Genomic DNA, 11,508 nt, shown 5'->3' with positions numbered 1-11,508 from the left:
GGGGTCGCCCTTCTGCTGTCAGCTACCGGTTAGCGGTGGTCACTCATGGCGCTCCGCCCAGCGGGCGGCCGCCTGTTCAAGCAGGGCGACGTCACCTTGCTGGATCAGCGGTAGCAGATCGTTGACCTGTTGATCCGGCCAATCCCACCAGGCGAGGGCCTGTAGCCGGGCAATCTCCTCCTCGCCAAAGCGCATTCGCAGAACCCTGGCCGGGGTGCCCGCCACCATGGCATAGGGCGGTACATCCTGATTGACCAGCGAGCGGGCGGCGATGATGGCGCCGTCGCCGATGGTGACGCCGGGCATGATCATCGCCTCCATGCCGACCCAGACATCGTTGCCGAGGCGGGTATCGCCTGCGGGGCGGTAGCTGCGCTGGAGCGCCGCCAGATCGGCGAACGGATAGGTGCTGATGAAGGCCGTGTTGTGGGTGTGGTTGCCGCCCATGATGATCTTTACCCCGGCGGCAATTTGCACATAGTCGCCGATATGGAGACGGTCGATATGCCAGAGCGGCTCCCAGCCGGTGTCCGGGCTGCGGCTGAAGGGATCGCCATGGAGGTAGCGCACCACCACTTCTTCGAAGGGGCCATCCCAGGCACCCGAGTAGTAGCTGTGCTGCCCCTTGAGGCAGATATTGGGGTTGGTCACCGTCAGGTGCAGGTATTCGACCTGCGACCAGTGTTGGCAGGTGTTCATGCTGGTACTCCTTTGCTGAATGGATCGGATGGGTTGCGTTCGCTTGAGCGAAGCTAATAGATCCAGACCAGCATGCGGGGCACGCAGAGCAGGGAGCAGCCCAGCATCTGCGGGAGGTGTGGTCGCATTGTGGTGTGCTCCAAAGAAGAGGGAAGGGCGCGATCATAAGGTCGGGCGCCGGGTTTGCCAAGGTTGCGCAGAGATCCTGCACTAACCCTCTGGTTGATATTTATTCTCAATTAGCCATGATAACACTCCCACCATGACGGACTCGGGAGAGCGAGATGACACCGCAAAGTTGGCAACGATACATGCTGGAGGCGGAGCGTGCCTGGCAGGCCGGTTCGCTGGGGGCGGCGATCTGCTTTTATCAGCAGGCGCTGGGGGATGTTTACGAGATGACCCAGGTGGAGTTGACCGAGCTGGCCACCATGCGAGTCGCCACCTGTCACCGGTTGGCCGACTTCTGGCGGGCGATGGATGAGCCGACTTACGAGCTGCGCTACCTGAAACTTGCCTCCGAGCTGGTCACTGCGCTGGTGCCGCAGTGCCCGAACCGGGAGTGCGAGGCACTGATCAGCGAGCTGGGTTGCTGCCGTGGAGCCCTGCTCGCGTTTCTCAAGCGTCACCCCAATCCGGAAATTGCCCGGCTGATCCAGTTGCAGGACAAGGTACAGGGCTGCGAGCTGATCGGCCGTTTTCGCCTCAACTGAACGGATTGGGGCGAGGCTCAGCCCCGCCGTTTGAGTTTCTGGGCGATGCGCTGCTGCGCCTCTTCCCCTTGCAGTGCCTGGGCGAAGGCGCGCGCCTCCAGATCGATGACAAAGTGCACCGCCTGTTTAAGCTCCTGTTTCAGCAGCGCCTTGCTCTTTTGCAGCGCTCTGGGCGGTTTGGCCGCCAGCTTCAGCCCCTGCTCGCGGGCAAGGGAGAGCACTCCATCGGCCGCCACCACCTTGTTGGCCAGCCCGAGACGTAGCGCCTCCTCGGCATCCATCGCCTCGGCCAGCAGCAACAGCTCGGCTGCCTTGAGGTGACCTACCAAGCGCGGCAGCAGCAGGCTGGAGGCGAACTCCGGCACCAGCCCCAGCTCGACAAAGGGAAGCTGCAAGCGGGCGTTATCCGCCAGATAGACCAGATCGCAGTGCAGCAAAATGGTGGTGCCAATCCCCACTGCCGGGCCTGCAACGGCAGCGATCACGGGTTTGGGGAAATCGGCCAGGGTGTGGAGGAACTGCAGTATGGGGTCGTCGGGCTCCAGCGAGCTCTTGCCCATAAAGTCAGCCAGATCATTGCCCGCGGTAAAGCAATCCTGCTGCCCCTGCAACAACAGGACATGCACCTCCTCATCGGCTGCCGCTTCTCGCAGCGCCGCCACCAGTTGCTTATAGAGCTCGGTATTGAGGGCGTTGCGCTTGTCGGGGCGGTTGAGGGTCAGGGTGAGCAAGCCATCCTGCTGCTCGGCAATGAGAATGGGGGCCATGTCTAAATCCTTGTTATTGAAAGGTGCAAAAAAGGTTGCTGCTGGGGTAACCTTGGCGCCGTTTAACAACATCATAAAAGGATTTCAACCATGTTTAAACGTGCGTTTTATTCTCTGCTGGTTCTGGGGATGACGGCGCCTGCACTGGCCAAGGTCGAGGCTGTCAACGGCTATGTGCGCCTGTTGCCGCCGGGCTCCCCCAACACTGCCGCCTTTATGGTGCTGAAGAATGACGCTGACCAGCCGGTCAAGCTGGTGGCGGCGGCTTCTGCTGCGGCCGGGCGTGCCGAGCTGCACACCCACCTGCACGAAAATGGTGTGATGAAGATGCGCCAGGTCGAGAATATCGAGATCCCGGCCAAGGGCGAAGCGGTGCTCAAGCCGGGCAGCCTGCACATCATGCTGTTCGAGGTGGGCACGCTCTCCGAGCAGACCCCTTTCCCACTCACCCTCACCATGGACGATGGTCAGAAGCTGGATCTGTCACTGCCGGTGAAGCCGATTGAGCCGATGGCAGAGATGAAGCATGTGAAGCACTGACATTTGTCGTCGTTTGTTCAGATTTGAGACTGTGTATTTTGGCTGCACCGGGTAAAATAGTGCTCTTTTCCATGTATGCAAGAGGAAGTGACGTAATGAAAAAGACGCTGATTGCCGGTGTTCTGTTTGCCCTGTGCAGCCAGGGGGCCATGGCCGCCAATGACTGGCGTTTCGCCGCCGGTGCTGATGTATGGGCTTCTCAGGGCAGTGGTCAGGCATATGGTTATAGTGCCAATCACTATGATGACAAATACAACTGGAACGGCTATCTGCAACTGGAACACGGTATCATCTTCCTGCCGAACGCCAAATTTGAAATTTCCGATTTCAGCACCTCCGGTGGCGCCTTCAAGAACGACCTGACAGCCTACGATCTGAGCCTTTACTACCGTCTGTTCAACAACGATCTGTTCAAGATCGATCTGGGGATGACCGGTCGTCACTACGATGGCGAGCAGGTAACCTGGGGGCGTCGGGGTTATGATGAAAACACCCTGATGGCCTATGCCGGCAGTGAAGTGAAGATCCCGGGCACCGGCATCGCCTTCTTCGGCGATCTGCGCACTCACGATGCGGATAACTATGACTACCGTCTGGGTGGTTCCTACAAGTTCTCCTCCATGCCGATCAAGCTGCGTGCCGGCTGGCGTGAAGCCAAGGTCGACTTCGCCAATATCGACCAGTCTGTCGATGGCTGGTTCATGGGCGGCGAATTCACTTTCTAATCTGACGTTGTCTGACAACGGGGGGTGATATTCTTCGCCAACATCTATCAGAGCATTCTGTCGACGGCTGGTTCATGGGCGGCGAATTCACTTTCTAATCTGACGTTGTCTGACAACGGGGGTGACATTCTTCGCCAACATCTATCAGAGCGTTCTGTCGATGGATGGTTCATGGGCGATGAATTCACTTTCTAATCTGACCGTCGACTGACGACGAGGAGCGATAATGGGCCACATCATAGTGACAGGTGCTGGTTCTGGTCTCGGCCGAGCCCTGACCATCGGACTGGTTGAGCGGGGCCATCAGGTCTCCATGATGGGGCGCCGTTATCAGCGACTGCAGGAGCAGGAACAACTGCTCGGCAGCGCGGTGATCGGCATCGCGGCCGATCTGGCGCACCATGAAGAGGTCGACGTCGCCTTCGCTGCAGCGGTGGAGTGGGGCGGGCAGCCCGACATGGTGATCCACTGCGCCGGGGTGGGCGAGTTTGGCCCGGTCGGTGTCTACACCGCCGAGCAGATTCGCCGGGTGGTGGAGAGCAATCTTATCTCCACCATTCTGGTGGCTCAGCAGACGGTGCGGCTTATCGGTGAGAAAGGCGGAGTGTTGGCCAATGTGCTCTCCTCCGCCGCTCAGGTGGGCAAGGCCAACGAGAGCCTCTACTGCGCCTCCAAATGGGGAATGCGCGGCTTTCTCGAATCCTTGCGCGCCGAGCTGAAAGGCTCGCCGCTGCGGCTGGTCAACCTCTACCCGAGCGGGATCCGCAGCGAATTCTGGGACAACTTGGATCACGTGGACCCGAGTGGCTTCATGACCCCGGAAGATGCGGCGGCCTATATGCTCGACGCACTGGAAGCCAGAAGCAGTTGCCACGTGACCGACCTCTTTATCGGTCGCAATCCCTGAGGCGAAGCCCGCCACCCGGTTGCTGTCGTCAGAATATACAGAAACAAAAAGCGCGCCAAATGGCGCGCTTTTTTATATCGGGAAGAGGGCGGAATTAACGGCCCAGCTTGGCTTTGAGCATGGCGATGATGTCGCTGATGGCCACTTCCTGCTTCTCGCCGGTGCGGCGGCACTTGTACTCCACCACGCCGTTGTCCAGACCGCGATCGCCGATGACGATGGCGTGCGGGATGCCCAGCAGCTCCATGTCGGCGAACATCACGCCCGGGCGCTCTTTACGGTCGTCGAACAGCACGTCCACACCAGCGGCTTTCAGCTCGGCGTAGAACTGTTGTGCCTGCTCGGCCACACGCTCGGATTTGTGCATGTTCATCGGCACAATGGCCACTTCGAACGGGGCGATGGCATCCGGCCAGATGATACCGTACTGGTCGTTGTTCTGCTCGATGGCGGCAGCCACCAGACGGGAAACCCCGATACCGTAGCAACCCATCTCCATGGTGACGGATTTGCCAGCTTCGTTCAGCACGCTCGCCTTCATCGCTTCGGAGTACTTGGTACCCAGCTGGAAGATGTGGCCCACTTCGATACCGCGCTTGAGCAGCAGCTTGCCCTGGCCGCACGGGCTCGGGTCGCCTTCCACCACGTTGCGCAGGTCGGCAACTTCGTAAGAAGCGATGTCGCGATCCCAGTTGGCACCGGTCAGGTGGAATCCGGTCTCGTTGGCGCCGCAGACGAAGTCCGCCAGATGGGCAGCGCTGCGATCGACGATGATGCGACCGGCAAAGCCGACCGGGCCGATGGAGCCTGCATCGCAACCGGCGGCAGCTTTGATCTGCTCGTCGTTGGCGAAGGTCAGCGGGTTAGCCACGCCAGAGAGCTTCTCGGCCTTGATTTCGTTCAGCTCGTGGTCGCCACGCAGTACCAGCGCGATAACGGCCTGCTTGCCGTGCTCATCTTCCTCTGCCAGTACCAGCAGGGTCTTGGCGATGGCGGTCGGTGCCACGTTCAGGAAAGCGGCCACTTCGTCGATGGTGTGGACGTTCGGGGTGGCAACCTTGGTCAGGGCTGCGGTGGCGGCAGCGCGCTCACCAGCCGGTGCCAGCGCTTCGGCCATCTCGATGTTGGCGGCGTAATCGGAGCTGTCGGAGAAGGCGATCAAGTCTTCACCGCTCTCGGCCAGCACCTGGAATTCGTGGGAACCGGTACCACCGATGGAGCCGGTATCGGCCTGCACCGGACGGAAGTTCAGGCCCATGCGGGTGAACGCCTTGCAGTAGGCGGCGTGCATCTTCTCGTAGGTATCGACCAGAGACTCTTTGTCGATGTGGAAGGAGTAGGCATCCTTCATCAGGAATTCGCGGCCACGCATCACGCCGAAACGGGGGCGCACTTCGTCGCGGAACTTGGTCTGGATCTGGTAGAGGTTGAGCGGCAGCTGCTTGTAGCTGTTCACTTCGTAACGCACCAGCGCAGTGATCACCTCTTCGTGGGTCGGGCCCAGCACGAAGGGACGGTTGTGACGGTCGGTCAGACGGCACAGCTCGGGACCGTAGTCATCCCAGCGGCCGGACTCCTGCCACAGCTCGGCGGGTTGTACCACCGGCATGGAGACTTCGACGGCACCAGCATTGTTCATCTCTTCGCGAACAATGTTCTCGATTTTCTTCAGTACCCGCAGACCGGTTGGCAACCAGGCATACATGCCGGAGGCCAGTTTACGGATCATCCCGGCGCGCAGCATCAGCTGGTGGCTGACAACTTCAGCGTCGGAGGGGGTTTCCTTGAGAGTGGAAAGCAGATATTGGCTGGTACGCATCGCGGTAGACCTTAGCTAAAACGGGCGCGGGGCCCAGGATAATTTCAAGGGCGGAATTTTAACAGGCTGGGCGTTGCGGCCCAAGGGCTAAATTTGCCGCAACCCGAAAGGTGGCAACGTCCGGCAGATGACCAGGGGCAATGACCATTGCAACAAGCAGGCTTTTTATGCCTGCAATTTGGCCGGATCTCCGCTAAACTCTGCCACCTTTTCTCGATGGGCATGGTTTTGCCGCGTTCATCACCCCCCATTTTTAGTACTTTTGGAGCCGCTCATGCCGTTAGTGGGACATCAACACCAGATCGAGATCCTGGAACTGACCGACAAAGGAGATGGCAAAGGACGCCTGTTCGATCGCCCCCTGTTTGTCGAAGGTCTGCTGCCCGGTGAGCAGGCGCTGGTGGAGCTGACCGAGGTCAAGCCGAACTATCTGCACGGCAAGGTCGCCGAGCTGCTCCAGCCCTCTGCCGATCGGGTTGCCGATTTCTGCCCCAACACCGAGTGTGGTGGCTGTCAGGTGCGCCCGCTGGCCTATCCGGCCCAGCTCAAGCTCAAGCAGGCACTGGTGCAGAGCGCACTGGAGCAGGCCGGGCTGGGTGACACTCCGGTCAAGGATATCCTTGGCATGGAAAGCCCGTTCGCCTATCGCAACAAGGCGCAATATGCGGTGCGTGGCTGTGACGCCGGTGCCGAGATCGGTTTTTATCGCAAGCATTCCCACGATCTCATCACCGCTGATGACTGTGCGGTGCAGGATCCGCTGCACGTGGAGTTGAACGCCCGGGTGCGCAACTGGATGCGCGCGCACGACATCGCCGCCTATGACGAAGTAAACCACAGCGGCTGCGTGCGTAACCTGATGACCCGCAAGGGCTTCAAGAGCGGCGAACTGATGGTGGTGCTGGTGACCCTGGGCGAGGAGCTGCCGTTCGAAGCCGAGCTGCTGGCAGCCCTGAGCGATCTGCCGGTCACCACCCTGGTGCAGAACATCAACAACGAGCGTACCAACCGCATTCTGGGCGCGACCAACCGAGTGCTGCTCGGCGAAGGGGTGATCCGCGACAAGATCCACGAACTCGAGTTCGAGATCTCGCCGCTCTCCTTTTTCCAGAACAACCCGACCCAGACCGATGTGCTCTACTCCAGCGCCCTCGAGTATGCCGAACTGACCGGCAACGAGACGGTGTTCGACATCTATTGCGGTATTGGCACCATCTCCCTGTTCCTGGCTGGCAAGGCCGCCAAGGTCGTCGGGATCGAGTCGGTGGAGAGTGCCATCAGCGATGCCCGTCGCAACGCCGCCCTCAACGGCATCGAGCACACCGAATTCCACGTCGGCAAGGCGGAGCAGCTGATGCCCGAGCTGCACGCCCAAGGTGTGACCGCTGACGTGGTAGTGATGGACCCGCCGCGCAAAGGCTGTGACAAGGCGGTGCTGCAGACCCTGGTCGCCATGGCGCCCCGTCGTCTGGTCTATGTCTCCTGCAACCCGCAGACCCTGGCCCGCGATCTTGCTTGGCTGGTCAAGCAAGGCTTCGTGCTGGACGAGGTGCAGCCGGTCGATATGTTCCCGCACTCCATGCATGTGGAAGCGGTAGCTCGCCTGAGCCTGCCCGCCAAGGCATAAGTCGCCCCCGACTCTTGCCCATAAAAAAACGACGCCAGCTGGCGTCGTTTTTTATCTCTGCAATCGGCGGATGGGCGATTAGCTGGCGCTCTGGCGCACCTCGGCGGCGATCTGGTCGAGCAGCTGTTGCCAGCCCTGACCCAGTTCGTTCACCAGTGCGTTGTAGCCATCGGCCGGCAGTACCCGCTCCTGACGGAAGGGGGCATCGCGCAACACGGTGCCATCTTCCGCCAGCAGGCGCCAGCGGCCGCTCAGCACGGCGCTGCCGTCATGACGGCCCTGAAAGCGCTCCACCAGAATGGTCAGCACCGGCCCCTTGCGGGCGCCATCCTGCCGTACCACCCAGCCCGGCAAGCGGGTGGAGAGGCCATTGAGGGTGAGTTGGTTGAGCTGATCGTCCAGCGCACCGGCCCAGCGATGGTACTCGGTGAAGTGCAGCTCTTGCCCTTCCAGCTGATAGACCAGACTGATCCGGTCGAGCTGGCTGGCCAGCGTCACCGGGCGCAGCACCAGCTGGTGCTGCGGTTGGGCCGGTGCCGTCACGGGTTGCTGGCTGTCGGCATCGAGCGAATAGTAGTGCAGGCTCGGCTGGCTGCTGCAACCCGCCAGCAGGCCCAGCAGGGCCAGCGTCAGGATCTCTTTTTTCATTGTTTGCCTCGCTTGGGCTCAGGGTCCGATGGATGCGCACGATCGAAGATCAGTGAGCTGGGCTGCTCGTTGAGGGAGTGCACCAGCGGCTGCAGTTCGCGCATCAACTGATTGAGGGTCTGCACCGACTGACGCAGGTCCTGATTGGTCTGCGACTGGGCATCATAGGCCTGCAAGGTCTCCTGCAACTGCTTGAGGCTCTCGTTGAGCGAGGCGGGCAGCTGCTGGGTGGAATCCTTGGCGGTGAGCTTGTTCAGGTTGGCGCTGACTGCACTGATGTTCTTCAGGGTGCCATCCAGGGTGGTGAGTGACCCGTTGACCTTGGTCAGGGTGGTTGCCATGTCCATGTCGACAAACTTGTCGAGGATGAGGTTCACCTTGCGCTCGATCTGATCCAGCCCGCCCTGCACGGTGGGGAAGACCTGATAACCGGCCAGCTTGGCCTGTTCGAAACGTGGCGCGTCCGGATAGAAGTTGAGGTCGATGATCTTGCCGCCGGTCAGCAGGCTCGAGGTCTTGAGGCTGGCACGCAACCCCTCCTTGAACTGCTTGCCGAACAGGGCGCGCCATTGATCCTTCTCCGCCTTGGCATAGCGGTGGGAGAGGCGCTGCACCTCGATGCGGGCCAGCACCGGTATCTGGCGGCTCTTGAAGATCTGCACGCCCTTGTCCTCAATGAGGTAGGGGGCGGAGATGACGGTACCAACCCGAATGCCGCGATACTGCACCGCCGCGCCCGGGTGCAGGCCACCCACGTTGTCATCGAACAGGAAGACGTAGTCGATGAACTGATCCAGACTACCGGCCAGCACGCTCGCCTCATCCTGGAACAGGGTGAACCCTTCCATCTGTTTGACCGGCTCGCCAGGCGCCCAGCCGGGTGGCAGACCCATGGTGATGCCGCCATCGATCAGGCTCTCCAGCGAATCCATCTTCACCTTCATCCCCTCGCTGCTCATGGAGACCTCGAAGCCCGGGGTCATCCAGAAGCGGGAGTTGCTGCTCACCAGAATGTCATAGGGGGCGTGGATGAAGATTTGATACTGCATCTCGCTCTTTTCCGGCAGGAACTTCGCCTCTTCCACCTGACCTATGGTGAAGCCCTGATAGTTGATGGGGGAGCCTTCCCCCAGCGCGCGAGTGTCGCGACTGCTGAGGGTGAGACGCAGCCCCTTGGCATCGAGGGAGGCGAGCGGCGGTTTGTCGAGCATGGCGTACTCGTCCCGCGCCCGACCTTTCTTGCCGGGGGCGAGCTCGATATAGGCGCCGGAGAGCAGGGTGCTCAGACCCGATACCCCTTCACGGCCCACTCTGGGCTTGACCACCCAGAACTGGCTGTCACCGCGCAGCATGCCGGAGGCAGCATTGGTCAGCCGTCCTTTCAGCACGGCATGGCTGTAGTCATCGCTCAGCTCGACGGCCTCGATACGGCCGACGTCCACTTCGCGGGAGCGGATCACCGTCTTGCCAGCGACTATGCCCTCGGCAGTGGCGACTGTCAGGGTGAAGCTGGGGCCTTGGGAGTACCAGTGCTGGAACAGCATCCAGAGACCGATGAACAGCGCCAGCAGGGGCACCATCCAGATTGCGGCGGCAGAGCTCAGAAAGTCAGAGCCCGGTTTCCACCTTTTTTTACGCTCACTCACGTTCGCGTTCTCCTTGTTGTAAATCCCAGATCAGGCGGGAGTCGAAACTCATGGCGGCGACCATGGTGATCAGCACTACACCTGCAAATGCGACGGCCGCAGGGCCGGGATAGATGGTCATCAGATTGTCGAGCCGGATCAGGCCCGCCAGAATGGCCACCACGAAGACGTCGATCATCGACCAGCGTCCGACAAATTCGGTCATGCGATAGAGTTTGAGCTTGCCGAGGGGGGAGGTGACATTGCCGCGCTGCACCATATAGCAAAGCCAGAATAGCGCCAGTATTTTCACCAGCGGCACCACCACGCTGGCGAAAAAGATCACCGCAGCTATGGGGTAGGAGCCCATGGCCCAGAGCAGCACCACACCGCCGAGGATGGTGGAGGGGCTGTCATCACCGAGGAACACTGTATCCATGATGGGATAGACGTTGGCCGGAATGTAGAGAATGGTGGAGGTAAACAGCAGCGCCCAGGTACGGTTCAGGCCGCCCGGCTTGCGGGCATGCAGCTTGCCGCCGCAGCGGGAGCAGCTGTGGCTGCCCACCTCGCTCAGAGCGCCACAGATATGGCAGCCCACCAGACCTGATTCCAGCGCGCCCGCTTCCGGGTCGATCTCCCGCGACTCGGTCGGGCCGAACAGCCGCTGCCACAGCCACATCTGATCCAGCGAGGAGATCATCTTGATGAGCAGCACCGTGTAGCCAACGAAAGCCCAGAATGACAGCCCCATCTTGATGTCGGCCATCCCCATCAGCTTGACCAGCGAGATGAGCACCCCCACCAGAAAGACATCCACCATCAGCCAGGGTTTGATCCGGCAGAGCAGACGGCCGAGGGAGCGCAGGGCATTGCTGTGCAGATCTTTATCGACCCGCCACAGCACCAGCATGATGGACCCCATATAAACCAACGGCAGGCCGATCAGGGTCAGGCTCAGTACCGCGCCGAGAAACAGATAGCCCTCATCCACCAGGGTGGTGATGCTCTGCAAAAAGGTCATCTCCTGGCCCACCCCTTTGGCCGAGAAGGACATAAAGGTAAAGGCATTGGCGAGCACGAACATGATGAGTGCCGCGAACCCGTAGGAGATCGGCCGCAACTCCTGCTGTGGCAGGTGGCGACTCAAGGTGTGTCCGCAACGGGGGCAGCAGCTGGCCTGTCCCACCTCGAGCGGTGTGGCCGGTATCAGCAGGTCACACTCTTCGCAGGCAGTGGCATCATGGACATAGGTGGTGTGGTGTTGGTGTGAAACCGGATGCAAGATAAAACCCCAGATAAGGCCCGTGGTAGAGCCAGAGCTGGCGATTATCGCAGTTGTGCTGGTCAGCGACCAGCCCCCGGAGGCCGCTATTGCTGGCGGGAGTGAGAATGACTTTGACAAGCCAGTGCCCATTTAGCACAATCAAACGCCACT

The 11,508-nt window shown here is 60.6% G+C and carries 11 protein-coding genes; 5 read left to right on the top strand and 6 right to left on the bottom strand.

From position 1 onward, the window contains the following. Positions 1-39: 39 nt before the first annotated feature. Entirely contained in the window at positions 40-699 is a 660-nt protein-coding gene (locus AB5Y85_RS15575; RefSeq protein WP_103250891.1) for a CatB-related O-acetyltransferase, read from the bottom strand. Between the two features lie 284 nt (positions 700-983). Between AB5Y85_RS15575 and AB5Y85_RS15570 the strand changes: the two genes are divergently transcribed. Further along, positions 984-1,412 (top strand): DUF2753 family protein, encoded by a 429-nt coding sequence (locus AB5Y85_RS15570; protein ID WP_005335785.1) that lies wholly within the window; start codon positions 984-986, stop codon positions 1,410-1,412. 17 nt (positions 1,413-1,429) lie between these two features. Here AB5Y85_RS15570 and AB5Y85_RS15565 read toward each other — a convergent pair whose 3' ends face one another. After that, the gene (locus AB5Y85_RS15565; protein WP_257686912.1) at positions 1,430-2,179 is read right to left on the bottom strand and encodes an enoyl-CoA hydratase-related protein; all 750 of its coding nucleotides are present in this window, start codon (positions 2,177-2,179) and stop codon (positions 1,430-1,432) included. A 90-nt stretch (positions 2,180-2,269) separates the two neighbouring features. Between AB5Y85_RS15565 and AB5Y85_RS15560 the strand changes: the two genes are divergently transcribed. The 3 genes from AB5Y85_RS15560 to AB5Y85_RS15550 all read left to right on the top strand — a co-directional run bounded on the left by AB5Y85_RS15560 (position 2,270) and on the right by AB5Y85_RS15550 (position 4,351). Next, complete coding sequence (locus tag AB5Y85_RS15560) at positions 2,270-2,719, top strand: copper chaperone PCu(A)C (protein ID WP_263085472.1); 450 nt, start codon at positions 2,270-2,272, stop codon at positions 2,717-2,719. A gap of 95 nt (positions 2,720-2,814) precedes the next feature. Further along, the gene (locus tag AB5Y85_RS15555; RefSeq protein WP_263085473.1) at positions 2,815-3,444 is read left to right on the top strand and encodes a TIGR04219 family outer membrane beta-barrel protein; all 630 of its coding nucleotides are present in this window, start codon (positions 2,815-2,817) and stop codon (positions 3,442-3,444) included. 226 nt (positions 3,445-3,670) lie between these two features. Then, complete coding sequence (locus AB5Y85_RS15550; protein WP_368221727.1) at positions 3,671-4,351, top strand: SDR family oxidoreductase; 681 nt, start codon at positions 3,671-3,673, stop codon at positions 4,349-4,351. A gap of 94 nt (positions 4,352-4,445) precedes the next feature. Here AB5Y85_RS15550 and AB5Y85_RS15545 read toward each other — a convergent pair whose 3' ends face one another. After that, positions 4,446-6,170: a proline--tRNA ligase gene (locus AB5Y85_RS15545; protein WP_139461079.1), complete on the bottom strand. Its 1,725-nt coding sequence runs from the start codon at positions 6,168-6,170 to the stop codon at positions 4,446-4,448. A 274-nt stretch (positions 6,171-6,444) separates the two neighbouring features. Between AB5Y85_RS15545 and rlmD the strand changes: the two genes are divergently transcribed. Beyond that, the gene (rlmD, locus tag AB5Y85_RS15540; protein ID WP_127006087.1) at positions 6,445-7,797 is read left to right on the top strand and encodes a 23S rRNA (uracil(1939)-C(5))-methyltransferase RlmD; all 1,353 of its coding nucleotides are present in this window, start codon (positions 6,445-6,447) and stop codon (positions 7,795-7,797) included. A 78-nt stretch (positions 7,798-7,875) separates the two neighbouring features. On the opposite strand, the gene AB5Y85_RS15535 is transcribed toward rlmD, so the two are convergent. The 3 genes from AB5Y85_RS15535 to AB5Y85_RS15525 are packed head-to-tail and all read right to left on the bottom strand — an operon-like array spanning position 7,876 to position 11,355. Further along, complete coding sequence (locus AB5Y85_RS15535) at positions 7,876-8,445, bottom strand: membrane integrity-associated transporter subunit PqiC (protein ID WP_103250897.1); 570 nt, start codon at positions 8,443-8,445, stop codon at positions 7,876-7,878. Next, a complete protein-coding gene (pqiB, locus tag AB5Y85_RS15530; protein ID WP_005335774.1) occupies positions 8,442-10,091 on the bottom strand; it encodes an intermembrane transport protein PqiB in 1,650 nt (549 codons plus the stop codon). Before pqiB ends, AB5Y85_RS15535 begins: the two co-directional genes overlap by 4 nt. Beyond that, on the bottom strand, positions 10,084-11,355 hold the full coding sequence (locus tag AB5Y85_RS15525; RefSeq protein ID WP_236297348.1) for a paraquat-inducible protein A: 1,272 nt from the start codon (positions 11,353-11,355) through the stop codon (positions 10,084-10,086). The genes pqiB and AB5Y85_RS15525 overlap by 8 nt, the downstream gene beginning before the upstream one ends. Positions 11,356-11,508 lie beyond the last annotated feature (153 nt).

This window comes from Aeromonas sp. R3-1 (assembly GCF_040908345.1).
Classification (GTDB): Bacteria; Pseudomonadota; Gammaproteobacteria; order Enterobacterales; family Aeromonadaceae; genus Aeromonas; species Aeromonas veronii.
Note: the sequence above shows the minus strand (reverse complement) of the source record. Positions and strands in the feature narration are given on the sequence as shown.

Coding starts and splice junctions, on each gene's coding strand:
- AB5Y85_RS15575 (WP_103250891.1), bottom strand. CDS start 699: ATGAACACCTGCCAACACTGGTCGCAGGTCGAATACCTGCACCTGACG.
- AB5Y85_RS15570 (WP_005335785.1), top strand. CDS start 984: ATGACACCGCAAAGTTGGCAACGATACATGCTGGAGGCGGAGCGTGCC.
- AB5Y85_RS15565 (WP_257686912.1), bottom strand. CDS start 2,179: ATGGCCCCCATTCTCATTGCCGAGCAGCAGGATGGCTTGCTCACCCTG.
- AB5Y85_RS15560 (WP_263085472.1), top strand. CDS start 2,270: ATGTTTAAACGTGCGTTTTATTCTCTGCTGGTTCTGGGGATGACGGCG.
- AB5Y85_RS15555 (WP_263085473.1), top strand. CDS start 2,815: ATGAAAAAGACGCTGATTGCCGGTGTTCTGTTTGCCCTGTGCAGCCAG.
- AB5Y85_RS15550 (WP_368221727.1), top strand. CDS start 3,671: ATGGGCCACATCATAGTGACAGGTGCTGGTTCTGGTCTCGGCCGAGCC.
- AB5Y85_RS15545 (WP_139461079.1), bottom strand. CDS start 6,170: ATGCGTACCAGCCAATATCTGCTTTCCACTCTCAAGGAAACCCCCTCC.
- rlmD (WP_127006087.1), top strand. CDS start 6,445: ATGCCGTTAGTGGGACATCAACACCAGATCGAGATCCTGGAACTGACC.
- AB5Y85_RS15535 (WP_103250897.1), bottom strand. CDS start 8,445: ATGAAAAAAGAGATCCTGACGCTGGCCCTGCTGGGCCTGCTGGCGGGT.